The 20076-nt window shown below is 71.5% G+C and carries 19 protein-coding genes; 5 read left to right on the forward strand and 14 right to left on the reverse strand.

Annotated features, from left to right (window positions below):
• Positions 1 to 49 precede the first annotated feature (49 nt).
• Complete coding sequence (locus tag PZE19_RS08615) at positions 50 to 727, forward strand: HAD family hydrolase (protein ID WP_277860177.1); 678 nt, start codon at positions 50 to 52, stop codon at positions 725 to 727.
• Here the strand turns inward: PZE19_RS08615 and PZE19_RS08620 are convergent.
• The 6 genes from PZE19_RS08620 to PZE19_RS08645 form a co-directional block, all read right to left on the reverse strand.
• Positions 718 to 1620, reverse strand: a complete 903-nt coding sequence (locus tag PZE19_RS08620; RefSeq protein ID WP_277860178.1) for a purine-nucleoside phosphorylase — start codon at positions 1618 to 1620, stop codon at positions 718 to 720. The two genes, PZE19_RS08615 and PZE19_RS08620, sit on opposite strands and share 10 nt — an antisense overlap.
• Complete coding sequence (locus PZE19_RS08625) at positions 1617 to 3092, reverse strand: NupC/NupG family nucleoside CNT transporter (protein ID WP_277860179.1); 1476 nt, start codon at positions 3090 to 3092, stop codon at positions 1617 to 1619. Before PZE19_RS08625 ends, PZE19_RS08620 begins: the two co-directional genes overlap by 4 nt.
• A 44-nt stretch (positions 3093 to 3136) precedes the next feature.
• Positions 3137 to 4453, reverse strand: coding sequence for a thymidine phosphorylase (locus PZE19_RS08630; RefSeq protein WP_277860180.1), 1317 nt, complete (start codon positions 4451 to 4453; stop codon positions 3137 to 3139).
• Positions 4454 to 4480: 27 nt separating this feature from the next.
• The gene (gene upp / locus PZE19_RS08635; RefSeq protein ID WP_277860181.1) at positions 4481 to 5125 is read right to left on the reverse strand and encodes a uracil phosphoribosyltransferase; all 645 of its coding nucleotides are present in this window, start codon (positions 5123 to 5125) and stop codon (positions 4481 to 4483) included.
• Positions 5126 to 5323: 198 nt separating this feature from the next.
• Positions 5324 to 6763 carry an arylsulfatase B gene (locus PZE19_RS08640; protein WP_277860182.1) on the reverse strand — a complete coding sequence of 480 codons (1440 nt, stop codon included), beginning with the start codon at positions 6761 to 6763 and terminating at the stop codon, positions 5324 to 5326.
• A 122-nt stretch (positions 6764 to 6885) separates the two neighbouring features.
• Positions 6886 to 7692 carry a DUF5131 family protein gene (locus PZE19_RS08645; protein WP_368411282.1) on the reverse strand — a complete coding sequence of 269 codons (807 nt, stop codon included), beginning with the start codon at positions 7690 to 7692 and terminating at the stop codon, positions 6886 to 6888.
• Positions 7693 to 7878: 186 nt separating this feature from the next.
• Here PZE19_RS08645 and PZE19_RS08650 point away from each other — a divergent pair, with 186 nt between their 5' ends.
• From PZE19_RS08650 to PZE19_RS08660, 3 genes are read left to right on the forward strand one after another with little or no spacing between them, the layout of a single operon-like run.
• Complete coding sequence (locus PZE19_RS08650; protein WP_277860184.1) at positions 7879 to 8832, forward strand: MBL fold metallo-hydrolase; 954 nt, start codon at positions 7879 to 7881, stop codon at positions 8830 to 8832.
• A 30-nt stretch (positions 8833 to 8862) separates the two neighbouring features.
• A complete protein-coding gene (locus PZE19_RS08655) occupies positions 8863 to 9627 on the forward strand; it encodes a UDP-2,3-diacylglucosamine diphosphatase (protein WP_277860185.1) in 765 nt (254 codons plus the stop codon).
• Positions 9624 to 10256 (forward strand): PHP-associated domain-containing protein, encoded by a 633-nt coding sequence (locus tag PZE19_RS08660; protein WP_277860186.1) that lies wholly within the window; start codon positions 9624 to 9626, stop codon positions 10254 to 10256. The genes PZE19_RS08655 and PZE19_RS08660 overlap by 4 nt, the downstream gene beginning before the upstream one ends.
• Here PZE19_RS08660 and PZE19_RS08665 read toward each other — a convergent pair.
• The 7 genes from PZE19_RS08665 to PZE19_RS08695 all read right to left on the reverse strand — a co-directional run bounded on the left by PZE19_RS08665 (position 10207) and on the right by PZE19_RS08695 (position 18043).
• Positions 10207 to 11370, reverse strand: coding sequence for a rhomboid family intramembrane serine protease (locus PZE19_RS08665; protein ID WP_277860187.1), 1164 nt, complete (start codon positions 11368 to 11370; stop codon positions 10207 to 10209). The two genes, PZE19_RS08660 and PZE19_RS08665, sit on opposite strands and share 50 nt — an antisense overlap.
• Entirely contained in the window at positions 11367 to 11957 is a 591-nt protein-coding gene (locus PZE19_RS08670) for a DUF1802 family protein (RefSeq protein WP_277860188.1), read from the reverse strand. The genes PZE19_RS08665 and PZE19_RS08670 overlap by 4 nt, the downstream gene beginning before the upstream one ends.
• Complete coding sequence (locus PZE19_RS08675) at positions 11954 to 12952, reverse strand: NAD(P)H-dependent glycerol-3-phosphate dehydrogenase (RefSeq protein WP_277860189.1); 999 nt, start codon at positions 12950 to 12952, stop codon at positions 11954 to 11956. Before PZE19_RS08675 ends, PZE19_RS08670 begins: the two co-directional genes overlap by 4 nt.
• Position 12953: 1 nt before the next feature.
• Positions 12954 to 14309 carry a (Fe-S)-binding protein gene (locus PZE19_RS08680; RefSeq protein ID WP_277860190.1) on the reverse strand — a complete coding sequence of 452 codons (1356 nt, stop codon included), beginning with the start codon at positions 14307 to 14309 and terminating at the stop codon, positions 12954 to 12956.
• Between the two features lie 6 nt (positions 14310 to 14315).
• Positions 14316 to 15587, reverse strand: a complete 1272-nt coding sequence (locus tag PZE19_RS08685; protein WP_277860191.1) for an FAD-binding oxidoreductase — start codon at positions 15585 to 15587, stop codon at positions 14316 to 14318.
• Positions 15584 to 16477 (reverse strand): hypothetical protein, encoded by an 894-nt coding sequence (locus PZE19_RS08690; RefSeq protein WP_277860192.1) that lies wholly within the window; start codon positions 16475 to 16477, stop codon positions 15584 to 15586. The genes PZE19_RS08685 and PZE19_RS08690 overlap by 4 nt, the downstream gene beginning before the upstream one ends.
• A gap of 99 nt (positions 16478 to 16576) precedes the next feature.
• On the reverse strand, positions 16577 to 18043 hold the full coding sequence (locus PZE19_RS08695; protein WP_277860193.1) for an FAD-binding oxidoreductase: 1467 nt from the start codon (positions 18041 to 18043) through the stop codon (positions 16577 to 16579).
• Positions 18044 to 18362: 319 nt separating this feature from the next.
• Between PZE19_RS08695 and PZE19_RS08700 the strand changes: the two genes are divergently transcribed.
• The gene (locus PZE19_RS08700; protein WP_277860194.1) at positions 18363 to 19628 is read left to right on the forward strand and encodes a glycosyltransferase; all 1266 of its coding nucleotides are present in this window, start codon (positions 18363 to 18365) and stop codon (positions 19626 to 19628) included.
• Between the two features lie 61 nt (positions 19629 to 19689).
• Here PZE19_RS08700 and PZE19_RS08705 read toward each other — a convergent pair whose 3' ends face one another.
• The gene (locus PZE19_RS08705) at positions 19690 to 20031 is read right to left on the reverse strand and encodes a phosphoribosyl-ATP diphosphatase (protein ID WP_277860195.1); all 342 of its coding nucleotides are present in this window, start codon (positions 20029 to 20031) and stop codon (positions 19690 to 19692) included.
• Positions 20032 to 20076 lie beyond the last annotated feature (45 nt).

A 20076-nucleotide genomic window follows, 5' to 3' on the forward strand; every position in this document is an offset into this window, starting at 1 on the left:
GCCCGGCCCTCCCGCCCCATTCCTCCCCCGCCACCGATCGGAGCCCTCCGTGCCGCTTCCCGCCTCCGCGCCCCTCGCCATCTTCGACCATGACGGCGTGCTCGTGGACACCCTCAAGCTCCACCAGGACTCCTGGGTGGCCATGGGCCGCGAGACCGGCCTGGCCGTGACGCCCGAGCTGATCCTCGAGACGTTCGGGATGACCAACGCCACGATCCTCCGGAAGATCCTGGGCGAGTCGCTCTCCGACGCCGACGTCCTGGCGTACTCCGACCGCAAGGAACACATCTATCGCGAGCTGGCCCGGGGCCGGATCGTGCTGATGGACGGGGCTCGCGAGTTCCTCGACGCCATGACCGAGGCCGGGGCGCTCTTGGCGATCGGCTCCAGCGGCGTCCGCCTCAACCTAGAGCTGACCGTCGAGGAGTGCGGCCTGCACGGCCGGTTCGCGACGATCGTCGCGGGCGAGGACGTCACCCGGGGCAAGCCCGACCCCCAGGTCTTCCTGCTGGCGGCCTCGCGCTCGGGCGTCCCGGCCGCGCGGTCGATCGTCTTCGAGGACGCCCCGGTGGGCATCCGCGCCGCGAAGGCCGCGGGCATGCTCGCCGTGGGGGTCACGTCGAGCCACGACGCCGCGGCTCTGCATGCCGCCGGGGCCGACCTGATCGTCCCCGACCTGAGCCGCTGCGACGCCCGCGAGCTGCTCGCCCGGCTCGATCAATCCTGACGATAGGTCGGGAACTCGCCGCTGAAGCCGACGTTGCCGGGGGCGACGCCGGCCAGCCGCAGGACGACGCGGCGGATCAGCTTGCCGAGCATCGGCGTGGCCTTGCGGCCGGCTTCCAGGACGTCCTCGTGGCGGATCGGCGCGGGGAGCACGCCCGCCGCCGCGTTCGTGACGAGGGCCAGGCCCAGGACGTCCATGCCGCCGTGCCTCGCGACGATCGCCTCGGGGACGGTCGACATGCCCACCACGTCGGCCCCGAGCGTCCGGAGCATGCGGATCTCGGCGGGCGTCTCGTAGCTCGGGCCGGGGAGGCAGGCGTAGACGGCCGAGACCAGGTGGACGCCCAGCCGCTTGGCCTCCTCCTTGGCCATGTTCCGCAGCCGCTTCGAGTAGACCTCGGACATGTCCGGGAACCGCTCGCCGAGCCTGGGGTCGGCCGGGCCGCGCAGCGGGTTGGAGCCGATCAGGTTCAAGTGGTCGGACAGGCAGACGAGGTTCCCGGGCCTCAGCTCGGAACGGACCCCGCCCGTCGCCGCGGTGAGGATCACCTGCTGCACACCCAGGCGCTGGAGGACTCGCATGGGAAAGGTGATCGTGCGGAGGTCGTAGCCTTCGTAGTAGTGGAAACGGCCCTGCAGCGTCAAGACGTCGGCGCCGTCGATCGAGCCCAGGACGACGTTCCCGGCGTGGCCCTGGACGGTGGGGGTCGGGAAGAACGGAATCTGGGCGTAAGGGATCGTCTTGCGGTCGTCGAACCGGTCGACGAGCCCGTTGAGGCCCGAGCCGAGCACGATCGCGATCCGGGGCGGTCGGCCGCCGGCCGCCTGGCGGATGACCTCGGCGGCCTCGTCGGCCTTGGCGACGAGATCGGGGTTCTGGGACGTCGGGCTCATAGCAGGATCCCCGCGATGCAGGCCGAGAGGAAGTTGGCCATGGTTCCGGCCAGCAAGGCCCGCCCGCCGAGCCGGGCCAGGTCCTTCCGGCGGTCCGGCGCCAGGGCGCCGATGCCGCCGATCTGGATCCCGATCGAGCTGACGTTCGCGAAGCCGCAGAGGGCGAAGCTGGCGATCACCACCGAGCGTTCCATGAGGGCGGGCCGCATCGCGTCGAGCTGCTGGAAGGCGATCAGCTCATTCAGCACGGTCCGCGTCCCCATCAGGCCGCCGACGGCCCGGCAGTCCTCCCAGGGGACGCCGAGTAGGTAGGCGACCGGCGCCAGGGCCCAGCCGAAGACGTTCTCCAGCTTGTACCCCGTCGGGCTGAGAGTCAGGTTGACGAGCGCGACCAACCCGACGAAGGCGATCAGGACCGCGGCGATGTTGAGCGACAGGCTGAGGCCGTCGCGCGTGCCCCGCGCGGCGGCGTCGAGGATGTTGGCGTCCTCGCGGTCGTCGTGGCGGCGGATCCCGCCCAGCGTCTCGGGCTTCTCGGTCTCGGGCACGAGCAGCTTGGACAGCAGCACCGCGCCCGGGGCCGTCATCACGACGGCCGTCAGCACGTGCCGCGGCTCGACGCCGTAGGCGAAATAGGCCGCCATCACGCCCCCCGAGACGTGCGCCATGCCGGCCGTCATGACCGTCATCAGCTCGGAGTTCGTGAGCTTGGCGAGATACGGCCGGATGGTGAGCGGGGCCTCGGTCTGGCCCAGGAAGAGCGAGGCCGCGACGTCCAGCGACTCGGCCCCGCTGATCCCCATCAGCCAGGCCATCGCCACGGCGAACGAGCGGACGATCCACTGCATCACGCCCAGATGGTAGAGCACCGCGAAGAGCGCCGCGACGAAGATCACCGTGGGCAGTACGCGGAAGGCGAAGACGAAGCCGACGGGGCCGTCGGCGTCGACCAGCGCGGGCCCGAAGACGAACCGGGCGCCGTCGAGTGCGCAGTTCAGCACCGACTCGACGAGCGTGCCGGCTTCGCGGAGAACTCGCACCCCCACCGGGGCGCGCAGCACGAGGATCGCGAAGAGCCACTGGAGCGCCAGGCCCCAGAACACGACGCGGCGCGAGATCGCCCGCCGGTCCGTCGAGAGATATACCGCGATCGCCAGGATCAGGGCCATGCCGACCAGGCCCCGGAGCCGGTCGGCCCAGTCGAAGAGGTCGACGTCCTCCGGCGCCGAAAACCGCAGGCTCCAGGGGCCCAGCGTTAGCCGGTATCCCTTCCGGACCTCGACCTCTCCGACCCGCACGACCTCCGTCGCCTGCGCGTCGGGGGCCGCCGGATCGGCGGGGATGGAGGCGGAGGCCGCGGCCGCGGCGCGATCGTCGCCGGCCGAGGCCCCGCCGGCCTGGCCCGGGTCGGCCGCGGCCGAGGTCGCCGTCGCGAAGGCCGCGACGATCAGGATCGGGATCAGCCTTCGCATCGATTCGCCCTTCGTCAACGATCCAGGAACACCCGACGGATGCTTCATTCGACCCTCACCAGCCGGTCCACGATCAGCGAAGGGGTCTCCACGGGCCCGTCCCTCCAGTGGTAGGCGGCCGCGATCTTCGCGACGGCGCGCTCCAGCTCGGACTCGTCGTTCACCAGGATCGTGCAGAGCGACTCGCCCAGCTCGACGGCGTCGCCGAGCTTCTTGTGGAGGATCACCCCCACGGCCGGGTCGATGGCCGAGTCGACGCGGGCCCTCCCCGCGCCCAGGAGCATCGTGGCGTCGCCGATCGGCCGGGCGTCGAGCCGGGCGACCCGGCCGGACCGGTCGGCCTTCAGCTCGATGGTCCGTCGCGGTTGGGGCAGCAGGCCCGGATCGTCGATGACCCGGGGATCGCCCCCTTGCGCCGCGATCAGGCGGCGGAACCGTTCCAACGCCGTGCCGTCGGCGACCGTCCGCTCGCAGATCCCGCGCGCCTCGTCGAGCGTCCCGGCCAGGCCCGCGAGCAGGACCATCTCGGCCGCCAGGTCGAGCGAGAGCCCCGTCAGGTCCTCGGGCCCCTCCCCCTTCAGGCAGGCGACGCTCTCGGCGACCTCGACCGCGTTGCCGACCGCCCGGCCCAGCGGCTGGTCCATCCTCGTGATCAGGGCGACCATCTTCTTGCCCATCGAGCGGCCGACGTCGCACATCGTCTCGGCCAGGAGCCGCGAGTCTTCGAGGGCCACCATGAACGCGCCGCCGCCGGTCTTGACGTCGAGGACCAGGCCGTCGATCCCCTCGGCCAGCTTCTTCGACATGATCGACGCCGCGATCAGGGGGATCGACTCGACGGTCGACGTGGCGTCGCGCATGGCGTACAGGAACTTGTCGGCGGGCGCGATCTCCTTCGTCTGGCCGATCAAGACCAGGCCGGTCTCGCCGAGGATCTCGCGGTAGCGGTCGAGGTCGACGTCAACCGTGAAGCCGGGGATCGACTCCAGCTTGTCGAGCGTCCCCCCGGTGTGGCCCAGGCCGCGGCCCGAGACCATCGGCACGAGCACGCCGGCCGCGGCGGCGATCGGCGCCAGGATCAGCGAGGTCTTGTCGCCCACGCCGCCGGTGCTGTGCTTGTCGACCTTCGCGCCCGGGGTCGCCGACAGGTCGACCACGACGCCCGAGCGCATCATCGCGTCGGTCAGGGCCACGGTCTCGGAGCGGTCCATCCCCTTCAGCACGATCGCCATCAGCAGCGCCGACCATTGGTAGTCGGCGACGTCGCCTCGCGCGATGCCCTCGACCATCCAGTCGATCTCGGCCGTCGCGAGCGCCTCGCCGTCGCGCTTCTTCCGGATGACGTCCACCGCGCGGACCATGTCGATCGGCCTCCCTGATGCGGCTGGCTAGGATTCGTGGCGATCGGGCGTCGTGCCGAACTGGCGGTCGCCGGCGTCGCCGAGCCCGGGGTAGATGAAGGCGACGTCGGTCAGCCGATCGTCGACGGCGCCGACGTGGATGGGGACGTCTGGCATGGCCTGGGCCATCCGCGCGATCCCCTCGGGCGCGGCGATGAGCGAGATCAGCTTGAGCCGGGGGACGCCGGCGGCCTTGAGGATCTCGCAGGTGCGCACGGCGGAGCCGCCGGTGGCGAGCATCGGATCGACCACCAGCGCGACCGTCAGCCGGGGCCGCGCGGGGAGCTTGTTGTAGTACTCCATCGGCCGCAGCGTGGCCTCGTCGCGATAGAGGCCGATGTGCCAGACCTCGGCCTCGGGGAGCAGCTCGATCAGGCCGTCCGCCATGCCCAGCCCCGCGCGCAGCACCGGGACGATCCCGACGACGTCGGCGAGCACGAACGACCGCGCCGGGCCGAGCGGCGTCCGCACTGAGACCTCGCGCGTCGGCAGGTCGGCGGTCGCCTCCTGGCCGAGCAGGAGGGCGAGGCTCCGCACCAAGGCCCGGAATTCCGGCGGCCGAGTGGCGACGCCCCGGAGCGCCGCGAGCTTCTGATGGACGATCGGATGCGACGACGCGTAAACCGACGACACCGTACCCCTCCTCTCCCGAGGCTCAGAGCCCGCGGGCCGGGACGCCCGACGGGCCGGGCGCGAGGGGCCGTCCTCCGGCTTCGGATGCGACGACCCGGGCCCGACGCGCGATCGAAAAATGCAAGCTCACGAGGGGAGTCGCGACCTTCGCATTCTGTCCTATTCCGCGCGCCGAAGCCAGGGTCATGACCCGAGAGCTCAGTCCGACTGTCCCCAGACCCGCGGCGAGCGGAAGCCGGGCGGCTTGGGGGCGGCCCTGGGGGGGACGGCCTGCGCGGCGAGGGCGTCGTAACGGGCGCGCAGTTCGGCGACCTTGGCGGGCTGGCTCGCGGCCAGGTCGCGCTTCTCGTAGGGGTCTTCGGCGAGGTTGAACAGCAGGACGCGGCCGGCGTCGGCGGGGACGGCCGGGGCCGGGGCTCCGTCCGCCTCGGCTTCGCCGGGTCCGCCCGGTCGGCCCACGATCAGCTTCCAGTCGCCGACGCGGATCGCGCCGTTGGTCTGGGTGGCGTTGAGCAGGATGGCGTCGTGAGGCGAGGCCTTGCCCTCGACGATCGCCGACCAGGCGTCGCGGCCGTCGAGGGGCAGCGACTGGTCGGTCGATGCGCCGGCGAGCTTGAGGAAGGTCGGGTACAGGTCGACGATATGCAGCGGGGCGTTCACGACCGAGCCGGGCTTGATCCGTCCCGGCCAGTTGGCGAACGCGGCGACCCGCACGCCGCCCTCGAAGAGCGTCGCCTTGGCCCCGCGGAGCGGGCCGTTGCTGGTCACTCGGCCGGGGTTCGGGCCGCCGTTGTCGCTGGAGAAGACGATCAGGGTGTGGTCGCCGATCCCCTTCTTCGCGATCGCCCCGGCGATTTGGCCGACCGCCTCGTCGACCGCCGCGAGCATCCCCGCGTAGGTCCGTCGCGGCTCGGCGAGGGTCGAGTAAGGCTCCTTGTAGCGATCCGGGACCTGGTGCGGCGCGTGCACCCCGTTGAACGGGACGTACAGGAAGAGCGGACGGGCGACGTCGTGCTCGGCGATCACGCGGACGGCCTCGCCGGCGAGGAGGTGGGTGCTATAACCCTTGTCGTGGTTCTCCTTGTCGTCGCGGTGCCAGTCATGGCCGTCGTCGCGCACGTGGGTGTTGTAGTCGAGTGCGCCGTTGTAGTGGCCGTACTGGTGGTCGAACCCCCGGCGCGTGGGCAGGTACTCGGGCCGGAAGTGGCCGAGATGCCACTTGCCGGCGATCGCCGTTTCGTACCCGGCCTCCTTGAGCGCCTGAGGCAGCGTCCGCTCATCCAGCGGCAGCCCGTATTGTGCCCACGGCCGGACGACGCCCACCTGCAGCCCGTGGCGCATCGGATACCGCCCCGTCATGAACGCCGCACGCGTCGGCGAGCAGACCGGTTGGACGTAGAACTGCTCCAGCCGCGCCCCCGACGCCGCCAACCTGTCGAGGTTCGGGGTCGCGATCTGCGAGCCGTGCCAGCCGACGTCCCCCCACCCCATGTCGTCCGCGAGGATCACCACGATGTTCGGCTTCTTCGGCTCCTCCGCCCGCGCCGATGGGGGCGTCAGGCATGCCGTCAGAGCGACCGCCCCAGCCAACGACCAGAAAGCCGTACGTCCGCCGAACGTCATCCCGAACATGTTCATGGGTGGTCCTCAGTCGCTCAAATTTACCCGATCCCGATCGGATTAATGAGAATACTAAGAACCAGCGCGAGATCGCACAAGAGACCTGGCCGACCGTCGCGGCGTAACGCCTGGTCTTCAGCTCACGACGTCGTCGCCGCGAACCTCGATTCCAGGTCGCGAATCAACTCCGCGCGGGCGCGGGCGTCGGGCATGGGATGGACGCTGGGCGGCGGGACCTCGTCGTAGGTCCGGCCGTCCAGCTCGCGGCCCGCCTTCGCCTTACGAACGCCGCCCCACTGCTTGAAGAAGAACCGAACGCCCTGGGCGGCGCACTGGTCGCGGAGGCTCTCGACCCACTCCGGTGCCATCGGCCGGGCGCCGTGGCCGCTCTCGCCCCCCACGATCATCCAGGCGATGCCGGCCAGGTCGACGTCACCCAGGTCCTCGAGCAAGGGCTCGACCGACAGAAATCGGACGACGGCGGGGGCGGCGCGGAGGTGCTCGATCCGCGGCAGGCCGTGGCGGCGGTTCTCGACGCTCACGCCCCACCAGACGTGGGATTCGCCGGCGCGGTCGCGCAGTTCGTTCGCCAGCATCGCGGCGAGTCTCTCGGAGCGCTTGGTCAGCACCTGGTAAGTGTGCCAGTTCGCGACGCGCATGACCTCGGCGACCCTCATGACGTACTCGTCGGTGACGTCCTTGTGGAAGAGGTCGCTCATCGAGTTGACGAAGACCATCCGGGGCTTCGTCCAGCGCAGGGGGTCGAAGAGCTTGTGGGGGACCGGCCGGAGGTCGAAGCCCCGTTCATAAGGGTGGCCGGGGACGCCCCGGAACCGCTCGGCGAAGGTTTCGGCGTAGCAGTGGGCGCAGCCGGGGGTGATCTTGGTGCAGCCCCGCACCGGGTTCCAGGTCGCGTCGGTCCATTCGATCCTGGTCTTGTCGCTCAAACGGCCCGCCCCTCTTGCATCCTCGCCCTTGCGGCTTTCCAGTCGATGTCGCATTGTACGGGCGACTCCTCGACGGGTGAACACGGCGACAGTGGGCTTGTCCCCGCGTCGCGGGACGAATTACACTTGTCTCCGTCAAGACGGATCGCCCGGTCGCGCCGATCACGGAGCGAGGTGGAAATCGACATGACCTTCCAGTTCGCCGTACTGGGCAGCGGCTCGAAGGGCAACTCCGCGTTGTTCCGGCAGCAAGGCGCGGGCCTCTTGATCGACGCCGGCCTCGGCGTCCGGCTGCTGGCCGAGCGGCTGGCGAGCGTCGGCTCGGACTGGTCGCACCTGTCGGCCGTCGTGCTGACCCATACCCACGGCGATCACGTCGACACCGGGGTCTTCCGGGGCATGGCGCGACGCGGGATCCCGCTCTACTGCCACGAAGGCCACCACCAGAACCTCGATCGCGACGAGGGCTTCAAGGCCCTCGACCGGCTGGGCCTGGTCCGCTGCTACGACGACCGGCCGTTCATGGCCCCGAGCGGGTTCCGGGTCGAGCCCGTGACCGCCTGGCACGACGGCGGGCCGACGTTCGGCTTCCGCCTCGAGGCCGGCGCGGGCCGCAAGCGGCGCGGGGTCGCGGTGGGCTACCTGACCGACACCGGGACCTGGTGCGACGCCACGGCCGACGCCCTCGTCGACGTCGACGTCCTGGGCGTGGAGTTCAACCACGACGTGATGATGCAGAGGACGTCGGGGCGGCACCCGGCCCTGATCGCGCGGAACCTCGGGGATCGCGGCCACCTCTCCAACCGCCAGGCGGCCGACCTGGTCTCCTCGATCCTCGCCCGCTCGCGGCGCGACCGGGTGAGCCACCTGGTCCTGCTGCACCTGAGCGACCAGTGCAACCGGCCGGAGATCGCCCTCCGCGAGGCCGGCGAGGCGGTCCGCGAGAGCGGCCGGCAGGTCCTGATCCACGCGGCCCGGCAGGCCCCCGCGCACCCCGACCTGAGCTTCGGCCCGACGCGTTCGGCGGCCTACTGGAAGCCCCACGGGGCCGCGTCGAGGACCGCCCGGCCCAGCTCGGCCCGGCGGCGGCCGTCGGACGCCTGCGGGTTCCTGCCCGGCTTGAACCTGGAGAGTTCGTGACCGTCGGCGACCGACGGCCGGAGAGGGTCCGTGAGCGACTACTTCCTGAGTGACGTCCACCTTCGCGAAGACCGCCCCGAGCGCGGCCGTCGCCTCGTCCAGTTCGTGGAACGGCTCGCCCCCGGCGACCGGCTCCTGATCGCCGGCGACCTCTGCGACTTCTGGATGGGGTCCCGCGGCACGCCCGAAGACCTGGCGAAAGACGAGACGCTGCGGGCGTTGATCGCCTTTCGCGAGGCCGGCGGCTCATTGACGATCCTCCCCGGCAACCACGACCTCTGGCTCGTACCGTTCTACGAGCGAACCCTGGGCGCGACGATCCTGTCCGAGCCGGCCCTGGTGGAAAGTCATGGGCTGCGGCTCCACATCGTGCACGGCCACCTGCTGGGGGCGCGGCGGAAGTGGAAGGCCGCCATGGAATCGCGGGAATTCTTCCGGAGCTTCGGGGCGCTCCCCCACACGGCCGCTCGCGCGCTCGACGTCGTCCTCGAGGCCAAGAACCGGCGCGGTCTGGCGGCGGACGAGCAGCGCCACCTGGCGGTCTTCCGCGAGTACGCCGACCACCTGCAAGACGGCGCCGACATCGTCGTCTTCGGCCACGTCCACCGGGCCGTCGACCTGCCGGGTCGGCCTCGCCTGGTCGTCCTCGGAGGCTGGCAGAATCGCGTCAGCTATCTCGAGATCGACGCCGCCGGCGCGAGTTTCCACATCGAGGGCGGCTCGCCCGAGGACGGCCTCGCGTCGCCCTTCCCAGTCCCGCCGAACCGCAACGATCCGAGCCACGCATCCTCATGAAATTCGATCATCATCTGCATACGTCCCGCCACTCGCCCGACAGCGTCATGGATCCGTGGAAGATGCTCGACCAGGCCCGGAAGATCGGCCTCGACGGCGTCGTGATCACCGAGCACGACCACCAGTGGGAGGCCGACGAGCTGGCCGAGCTGAATCGCGCCGGAAAGGGGCTGAAGGTCTTCTCGGGCGTCGAGGTCTCGGCGCGCGAGGGCCACTTCCTCGTCTACGGGCTGCCGGACCTGGACGAGGTCGGGCCGGGGATCGGCGTGGGCGAGCTGCTCAAGGTCGTCGACCGCCTCGGGGCCGCCATCGTGGCCGCGCACCCGTTCCGCTGGCTCCAGCCGTTCGACGAGATCGTCGCCCGCCACGGCGCGGCCTTCCACGGCGTCGAATACGTCAGCAACAACGTCACCGCCGAGACCCGCGCGCAGGCCGATACGCTCCTGGCGAAGTCGCCCATGGCCCGCACGGGATCCAGCGACGCCCACGACGTCGACACCCTCGGCTGCTACTACAGCGAGTTCGACGGCCCTATCGAGTCGATGGCCGACTTCGTCGCGGCCCTCCGCCGAGGCGCCGTCAGCCCCCGCCATCGCGTCGGGGCGCGGCTGACTTCGGGGCCGGTCTGACGGGCGGCGTCGCGGCGGGCCGGGTCCCGGCGGCCGACGCATCCATCTGGCGACGCCCCGCCCAGTACGCCTTCAGGCGCGCGTCGGCGGCGTCGTGCAGCGGCTTCCGGACGGCCTCCAGGTCGCGGCGGAAGGCCTCGAGCTCGGCCGCCGTCGGCTTGCGACGGGCGAACTCGTTCGCCAAGGGGAGCATGCGACGATAGGCCGCCCGGGTCGGCTCGCGGTCGAGCAGCGCGACCTGCGACCGCAGCAGCGTGGCCAGCCCGCGCGAATCGCCCCCCTGATAGGCCCATTGCCGGACCGCCAGGATCACGCGGTAGGCGGTGAAGTGGGCGTCGAGTTCCTGCCGAAGCGCCGTCATCGCGCGGGCGCCCCGCTCGTTCCGGTCCGAGCGGGCCTGGGCGAGCCCCCCCGCCACCAGGATCAGGGACCAAGCCACGCCCGCGCCCCAGACCCAGTGGCTGTACTGGTCGGCGCGCAGGCGGCGATGCGCCAGCCCGATCGGCAGGCCCACGAGCGCGCCGCCGGCGTGGCCCCAGTTGTCGATGTAGCGAGGGAAGGCCAGCCCGAGCGCCCCGGTGATCGCCAGGGCCTTGAGCATCTGCCAGGTCAGCTCGCGGTCGCGCGACGACCGCGACGCCCATCCGGCCGCCGCGCAAAGGCCGATCAGCCCCATGATGACCACCGAGCCGCCGCCCGAGTGGATCAGCGGGTTGGAGCCGATCGCGCGCCTCGCCAGGGTCGACAGCAGGTTGCCGAAGACGCCCGTGGTCCCGTAGATCGCGACCAGCGTCCACGATCCGTACCACGATTCCAGCAGGGCCCCCAGCAGGTAGAACGCGAACAGGTTCATCCCGATGTGGATCGCGCTGTAATGCACGAAGTTGCACGTGATCAGCCGCCAGTACTCGCCGTTCGCCAGGTCCGCGATGGTCAAATCGCCGAAGCGGCGGCCGTCGCCCATGCCCGTCAGCAGCAGGCGGCCCCAGGTCGGCGCCGGGACGTCGCGGAGATGGACGGCGACCATCGCGACGAAGACGACGACCCAGCTCAAACTGAAGAGGACCGTGGCGGGATACTCGCGGACTTCGCGGGCGAGGAGGCGGAGATTCATGCGGGCCGCCCGCCCGTCTCGTTCGAGCCGATCGCCGCGAGCAGCCGGCCCCGCCTGTCGAGCCAGGCGGCGTCGTCGAGGGCCGGCGCGAGTCCGCTCGTCGCGAGCGGCGGGTCGAGCCAGACCCACGTCTTGCAGCCGAGCTGCTCGGGCGTCGCGGTCAGCTCCGTCGCCTGGCTCCGGGTCCACACGCGAACTCCCAGGGCCCAGAGCCCGGGGCGACGATAATGGAACCGCTTGAGGACCGTTTCGGGCGTCCAGACGTGGAACGTCTCCAGCGCGTCGAGGGCGTCCTCGCGTTCGAGGTGATGGATCGAATCGACGACCGCCAGGGAGCGGATCGGTACGATCAGGGGGTCGGTCGGTCCGGGGGTCGAGGCCGAGGGTTCGTCGCGGAGTCCCTGCTGCGCCTCGTGCAGGCGGGTCGGATAGAGCCAGAAGGCGCGATGTTCGGGCGTGAAGACGCCGCCGTCCTCGGCGATCCCGCCTTTGCGGAGGATGAGCGTCTGCCGCCCCGAGGCCAGGGCCTCGCAGACCCCGCTCCATTCCTTGAAGCCGACGTCGCAATCGGTCGGGAGTTCGCTCATAGCTCCGACTCGTCCTTCGGCGTCCGCGTCATCAGGTCGACGACCGCCGCACGCGGCGACTTGCCCTCGAAGAGGACCTGGTGAAGCTCGTGGGTGATCGGCATGTCGACGCCCATCCGCCCGGCGAGCGCGTGGACGCTGCGGATCGTCGGCACGCCTTCGGAGACGTTCGCCATCTCGGCGAGGATCGTCGGCAGGCTTTCGCCGCGGCCGATGCGCAGGCCGACCTCGCGGTTGCGGCCGAACGGGCTGTAGCAGGTGGTGACGACGTCGCCGACCCCGGCCAGCCCGTAAAACGTCTCGACCCGGCCGCCGAGCGCGACGCCCATGCGGGCGATCTCGACGAGCCCCCGAGTGAGCAGCGCGGCCTTGGCGTTGTCGCCGACCTCCAGTCCGTCGCAGACGCCCGCGGCGATCCCCAGGATGTTCTTCAGCGCCCCCGCGACCTCCACGCCGATCGCGTCGGCGTTGCGGTAGATCCGAAACGTCTTGTGGCTGAACGCGGCCTGCACGGCCTCGCAGAGCGGCTGCGACGAGCCGGCCACGACCAGCGAGGCGGGCAGCCCTCGCGCCAGCTCCTCGGCATGGCTGGGGCCGGTCAGGACGGCCGTCTCGCGGGGGCCGAGCGTCTCGACGATGATCCGCGACGGCCGGGCGAACGTGCCGAACTCGATCCCCTTCACCACGCTGAGCGCGGGGACGCCGGGCGGGACCACGGCCGCCAGCGCGGACAGGCCGTCCCGCAGGTACGAGGTCGGGATCGACGCCAGGATCAGCTCGGCGTCGCGGAGCGCCTCCGCGGCGTCGCCGGTGATCGCGATGTCGTCCGGGATGCGGACCTCGGGCAGGTGGCGCGCGTTGCACCGGGAATCGGCCATGGCCCGCGCGCGGTCGGGCTCGCGGACCCAGAGGCGGACGTCGGACGCCGATCGGGCGAACACCATCGCCATCGCCGTCCCCATCCCGCCGCCGCCCAGCACGGCCACTCGGTTCATCTCAGGCGTCCCCCCGGTAGGCCCGGTCCAGCAGGTCGACCGGGTGGACGACCTCGATCGCCGCGCCCCGCTCGCGGATCTGCCGCGCGATCTGCAGGGTGCAGCCGATGTTGCCGCTGGCGACCACCGTGGCGCCGGTGGCCTCGATGTTGGCCAGCTTGCGGCGGCCCAGGCGATGGGACATCTCGGGCTCGGTCAGGTTGTAGGTCCCGGCCGCGCCGCAGCACAGCTCGCTTTCGGCGAGCGGGACCAGCTCCAGGCCGGGGATCATCGCCAAAAGCTGCCGCGGCTGGTTGCGGATCTGCTGGGCGTGGCAGAGGTGGCAGGCGTCGTGGTACGTCGCCTTGACCGCCACCGGGTGCGTCGGCGGCACCGGCCCGAGGGCCATGAGGAACTCGGATACGTCCTTGACCTTGGCCACGAACTTCGACGCGCGCTCGTGCTCTTCGGGGGGCAGGATGTGCTCGTAACCCTTGAACATCGCCCCGCATCCGGCCGCGTTGATGACGACGGCGTCGAGGTCGTCGACGTCGAAGGCCTCCATGTTTCGCCGCGCCAGCTCGAGCGCGGGGGCCTCGGCGCCCGAGTGGTAGTGGATCGCGCCGCAGCAGGCCTGGCCGCGGGGGACGACGACCTCGCAGCCGTTCTGCTGGAGCACCCGGGCCGTCGCGCCCGTCGTCTGCGGGGTCATGACGTCGGTCACGCAGCCCAGGAAGAGTCCCACGCGGGCCCGCTTGGGGCCGATCGCCGGCAAGACCTCGGGCAGCCGCGAGGGGGGCTGCAGCGTGGGGACCATCGCCTCCATGTTCCGCAGCGTCGGCGGCAGCAGCCGCAGGACGCCGATGCGCTCGATCAGCCGCATCAGCCCCAGCTTCTGGAGCAGCCGCACCGGCAGCAGCGCGGCGCGGACGCGGGTGGCGTAGGGAAAAAGGTGGTGGAGGATGACCTTCTGCAGCAGGCTCAACCCCGCGCCGGCGGGGGCGTCGTCGAGCATGGCGATCTTGAAGGGCTCGATCAGCTTGCCGTACTGGACGCCCGAGGGACAGGCGGTCTCGCAGGCCCGGCAGTCCAGGCAGAGGTCCAGGTGGCGGCGGACGTCGGGGCCCATCGCGAGCCGGCCGTCGGTGACCGAGCGCATCAGGTAGATCCGCCCGCGCGGGCCGTCGTTCTCGTCTCCCGTCTCGACGTAGGTGGGGCAGCTCGCCGTGCAAAGGCCGCAGTGGATGCACTGCTGGAAGAGCGGGTAGTCGATCCGCTCGGCCAGCCAGGCCAGGTCGACGCCCGGGTTCGCGACGACCGCCGGCGCGGGCGGGGCCGTGGGATGCGCATCGGCCTTCTCGATCGTCTGCATGTTCATATCAGATCAAGCCTCGCCCACGAAACGGCCGGGATTCATCAGGCCCGGGGGGTCGAGCGCGCGCTTGACCGCGCGGCCGAGCGCCCAGCTTCCTCGGGGTTCGCCCCAGACGCGGATGCGGCCCTTCCACGCCGCCGGGCAGCGGGAGACGATCAGGTCGCCGCCGTCGCGGAGCGCCTCGGCGCGACGGGCGGAAACGGCCTCCGCGGCCTCGCCCTCCGTCCACGCCCCGAGCCCCTGCATCCTTACCACCCCGTTGCCCGCATGCGCCTGCAAGGCCCAGCGATCGGCGGGCATGCCGGCGAGGAACGCCGCGACCCTCGACGGCCGCAGGCTCGCCGTGCACGCCAACGGGCCGGGCGCTGCGACCTGGAACGCGGTGAGCGAGGCCCAGATCGGCCGGGTCGCCTCGTCGCGAAGGACGTCGAACTCGGAGGCGACTTCGCGGCGGAACTGATCGACCTGCCAGGCGACGGACTTCTCGTCGTCCTCGATCCCGACGACGAGGGTCCAGGAACGGCCGTCGAGCCCGGCGGGCTCGCCGACGATCGCCGCGGCCGACGGGTTCAGGAATTCGATCGCGACCGGCCGCACCGCCGAGGCGTGGAACGCGGCGAGCCAGGCGTCGAGCTGTTCGGGTCGGTCCGCCCGCAGCCAGATCAGGGCCGACGCCCCCGGCAGCGGCCGGACCTTGAGCGTCGCCTGGGTGATGACGCCGAGCGTCCCCAGCGAGCCGGTCAGCAGCTTGGGGAAGTCGTAGCCGGCGACGTTCTTGACGACCCGCCCGCCTCCCTTGACCTCGACGCCGTTCGACGTGACGAACGACACCCCGATGATCGAGTCGCGGGGCCGTCCCAGGCCGTAGCGGCGGGGGCCGCAGACGCCCGTAGCGAGCGCCCCGCCCAGCGTCGCGCGGTCGCCGCCGGGGACGTCGAACAGGAGCCGCTGCTGCTTCTCGGCCAGCACGCCCTGCAGGGCCGCGACGGTCATCCCCGCCTGGACGGTGATCGTCATGTCGGCGTGAGGGTAGTCGACGACCTGGTCGAGCCCCGAGACGTCGACCGCCGCCCCGGGGCGTGCGGGCGTCCCGCCGTAATCGAGGGCCGACCGGCCCCCCTGCGGGTACACGGCGCCTCCCGAGGCGGCCTCGGAGCGGACGGCCTCGCACAATTCGTCGACCGTGGCGGGGCGGTGGACGGCCGTCGCGCAACGGCCGTCGCCGAGGGGGCCGGACCCGGGCGACTCGGGCCAGCCGGCGGCCTGGGCTTCGCGATTCACGGGGCGCTCCCGGGAGAATGGCTCTCTGGGTCGGCGTAGAAGCGGACGTCCTCGCCGGAGAGGATCCGCTCGACCATCTCCTGCACCGATCGGATGGCGGCGACCGTCGGCTCGTCGAACGCGCCGGGCCAGGCCTCGGTGAGCAAGACCTGGGATTCCAGGGCCAGCCGATGCAGCGCGTATGCCAGCCGGCGTTCGAGGCCCGCGGCCCCGCGGTTGTCGTCCTCCAGCCTCCGCAGCGCCTCGAGCAGCTCGGCCGCGACCGAGGCGGGGACGGACTCGCCCCGACGCAGCCGAGGCAGGTAACCTTCGGGATCGCCCCCCTGGGGGCCGACGTGTTTCCAGACGATGTCCATGGCGCTTCCGTCGGTGGCTTCGGGCGGCGGCTGGGCGGCGAGAGCCGGCTCGGGCCGCGGTCCCATTTCGAGGCGGATCGTGAGCGGCAGCGCGACCTGGTCGGCGCCGTCCTCGTCTTCGAGGCCGGGGAGGCGCACCAGCGGCACGGTCATCCCCGTCGTCGACTCCTCCCCCCCGCGGCTTGCGGCGTCGCGAGGATGATGGTGCTGCCATTCGGCGAGGAAGCGGGAATCGTGGGCGATCTCGTCGAGGCCTTTCATCGGCCCGCGCTCGGATTCGACCCGGGCCACCTTGCGGCGCACGCGCTCGTCCTCGAGCGAGCGCGCCAGGAGCCTCGCGCAGTATTCCTGGATCGTCGAGACGCCTTCGAGGTCGGCGAGGATCTGCGCCAGGTCGAGGAGGCTGCCCGGGAGGTAGAGGCTGAGCCGCTGGGTCTCGTCTTCGTAGCCCGGCAGCTTGTGCTCGCCCGAGCGGAAGACGGGGGGCAGCCGCCGCCATCGCGAGAATCGGTTCCTCTCCCCCACGTTCGCCATGCCTTTCCGGCGTCCAGCCCGAGCTTGACCGCGACATGGGGACGTCGCCCCGAGCGTCCCATCATACGCCCCGCCGGCGTGCGGGCGGAAGGGCGGGGTTCAGGCCGGCGCGCGACGGCCGGGGCCGGTCCGCTCGATGCAGTGGCCGCCGACGGGGATCTTCTTCGCGGGGCTGCACCGGCCGTCGGGGTTGAGCGCGTCGTGGACGGCCGTCATCGCGGCGAGGTCGTCGGGGGTGAACAGCTTGGGCATCATGGCCAGCTTCTCCACGCCGATGCCGTGCTCGCCCGTCACGCTGCCGCCCAGCCGGATGCACTCGTCGAGGATCTCGACGCTGGCCTGGAGCGCCCGCCGGACCTGGTCCGGGTCGGCGTCGTCGAACAGGATGATCGGGTGCAGGTTGCCGTCGCCGGCGTGGAAGACATTGGCGATCCGCACCTGGCAGCGCTCGGAGACCCCCTCCATGAACTTGAGGATGTGCGGCAGGGCCGTGCGGGGGACGACGCCGTCCTGGGTGCAGAACGTCGGGCTGACCCGGCCGATCGCGCCGAAGGCCATCTTGCGGCTCTTCCAGATCCCCTTGTACTCGGGCTCTTCGCGGGTCTTCCAGGCGATGGCCTTCTCGACCTTGCCGTGGTGGGCCTGGACGATCTCGGAGATCGCCTGGGCCTCGTGGTCGAGCGCGGCGTCGACGCCGTCGATCTCGATGATGAGGACGGCGCCCGCGTCGACGGGGAAGCCGAACTTGAAGGCGGCCTCGACGGCGCGGATCATGAGGTTGTCGATCATCTCGAGCGCCGCGGGGACGATGCCGGCGGCGACGATCCCGCTGACGGCCTCCACAGAGGCCTCGACGGTGTCGAAGACGGCCAGGAGCGTCCGGCCCGCCTCGGGGTCGCGGCTGAGGCCGACGATGACCTTGGTGACGATGCCGAAGGTCCCCTCGCTGCCGACGATCAGGCCGGTCAGGTCGTATCCGGGCTGGTCCTCGACCACGCCGCCGATCTGGACGACCTCGCCCTCGGGCGTGACCATCTCCAGGCCCCGGACGTGGTTCACGGTCACGCCGTACTTGAGCGTGTGCGGCCCGCCGGCGTTCGTCGCCACGTTGCCGCCGATCGTGCAGGCGGTCTGGCTCGACGGGTCGGGCGCGAAGTGGAGGCCCGTCCCCGCCAGCGCCCGCGTCAGCCAGACGTTGACCACGCCGGCCTCGACGATCGCGTAGCGGTCGCGCGTGTCGACCTCCAGGATCCGCTTCATCCTCGTCAGGCCGATCATCACCCCGCCGCCGATGGGGAGCGTCCCGCCGGCCAGGCTCGTGCCCGCGCCCCGGGGGACGAACGGGACCTCGTGCCGGTTGCAGATCTTCACCACCGCGACGACGTCCTCGGTGCACGAGGGGAAGACGACGACGTCGGGCACGGCCTTCTCGATGACGTAGCCGTCGCACTCGTAGACCACCAGCTCGTCGCGACGATGCAGGACGTTGCCGGCGCCCAGGGCGGCCGTCAGTTCGGCGACGAGCCGTGCGGATGCGGGCGCCGAGGCGGCGACGGTCGCGGTCATGGGCTTGCGTTTCCTGCAACGAGGCTCGAATCGATCGCCCTTCTCCCCCCGGGAGAAGGCGCCGCGCAGCGGCGGATGAGAGTCGTCGAAGTTCCGAGGGCATGTCGGGTGGCGAGAGGCGTCCGCGAAGCGCCGAGACCCTAATCCGGCCCTCCGGGCCACCTTCTCCCGGCCCTTTTCTGCATCGACGAGATACCATCCTACCCCGCCGCCGCCGCGGCCGCCACGAGGGCCGGCCTCGCGTCGCCTTGCCCGATCCGGGCGGATCGAGTAGGTTCCGGCTCCGACCAGGTGCGATTATCACACGCAGGGAGCCGGCATGGACGCCAGCATCCGAGAGCGGCAGCCCGGCGCGGGGGGTCTCGACCCCGCGACGCCACTTTTCGACGCGATCCCGCCGGCGCTCGCCGGGTTGAGGATCGCACTGGTGCACGACTGGCTGACCGGGATGCGGGGCGGCGAGAAGTGCCTGGAAGTGCTCTGCCGGGCCTTCCCGAAGGCCCTGCTCTATACGCTCATCCACCGCAAAGGCTCGACGAGCCCGGCGATCGAGTCGATGGCGATCCGGACGTCGCCCCTGCAACGGGCCCCGGGCGTCTTCCGCTACTATCGCCAGCTCCTGCCCCTGATGCCGGCGGCGGCGGCGACGTGGAGGCTCAAGAACGTCGACCTGGTCGTCAGCCTGAGTCATTGCGTGGCGAAGTCGGTCCGGGTGCCGGCGGGAGTTCCGCACGTCTGCTACTGCTTCACGCCGATGCGCTACGCGTGGCAAGGTCGCGACGCGTACCTGGAAAGCTGGTCGGACCGGCCGATCAAACGCGCCGTGGCGCGGTCCCTGCTCAACCGCCTGCAGGACTGGGACCGCTCGACGGCGACGCGGGTCAGCCATTTCGTGGCGATCTCCGAGACCATCCGCGACCGCATCGCCGGCTCTTACCACCGCGAGAGCGCGATCATCCCCCCGCCGGTCGACACCGCCTATTACCACCCCGTGCCGACGACGCCCCGCGAGGACTTCTACCTCGTCGTCTCGGCGCTCGTGCCCTACAAGCGGGTCGACCAGGCGGTCGCCGCCTGTCGGCGATCGGGACGGCGGTTGATCGTCATCGGCGCAGGTCCTGACCGGGCCCGGCTCGAAGCCGCGGCCGGCCCCGGGACGACCTTCCTGGGCTGGCAGTCGGACGAGGCCATCCGCGACCACTACCGCCGATGCCGCGCCCTGCTCTTCCCGGGCGAGGAAGACTTCGGCATCGTGCCGGTCGAGGCGCTGGGATGCGGCTCGCCGGTCATCGCCCTACGACGCGGGGGTGCGGCCGAGACCGTGCCCGACGCCTGCGGCCGGCTCTACGACGCACCGACCGCCGACGCCCTGGCCGCGGCGATCGACGCCTGGGAGGTCGAGGGCCGGCCGCACGACCCGGCCTTTGCGCGGGCCCAGGCCGAGACCTTCGCCCTCCCCGTCTTCCGCCGCCGACTGCTCGGCCTGCTCGCCGACGTGGCCGCGTCGAAGGACCGCCACGCCGGCGTCCCCCGCCCCCACATCGCCGCGCCGGGCGTCGCCGGGCGACGCCGGCGCGACGGTTAAAACCATCCGCCGGGACGGACTGCCCCGCACGGTGAAAGCGGCCGGAGGGGCCGGACCGCCCTCACCCCTTGGGCTTGCGCGCGGCCTTCTCGACCAGGCCGCTCGTGCCGGAGCGTCGCTGAAGCTCGGCCTCGACGTCTCCCCAGGCGAGGTCGCGGTAGCCCAGCATGACGGCGGCGTGAAAGACCAGGTCGGCCACTTCCTTGACGAGGTGTTCGCGGCCGGCCTCGCCCGGCTCGTCGCCGGCCTCGACGACCTCGGCGGCCTCCTCGACGATCTTGGCGCCGATGGCCGCCGCGCCGCCCTTCATGAGCTTGGCGACGTACGACGGCGGGCCCTCCGTCTGCGCCTTGCGCTCGGCGATCACCTTCATGAGCGACGTCATGACCGAGGCTTCCACCATGATGATCTCGTCTTCAGAAGATGGCCCGCTCGCGGATTCGCGCCG

The sequence above is a fragment of the Paludisphaera mucosa genome (assembly GCF_029589435.1).
GTDB classification, from domain to species: domain Bacteria; phylum Planctomycetota; class Planctomycetia; order Isosphaerales; family Isosphaeraceae; genus Paludisphaera; species Paludisphaera mucosa.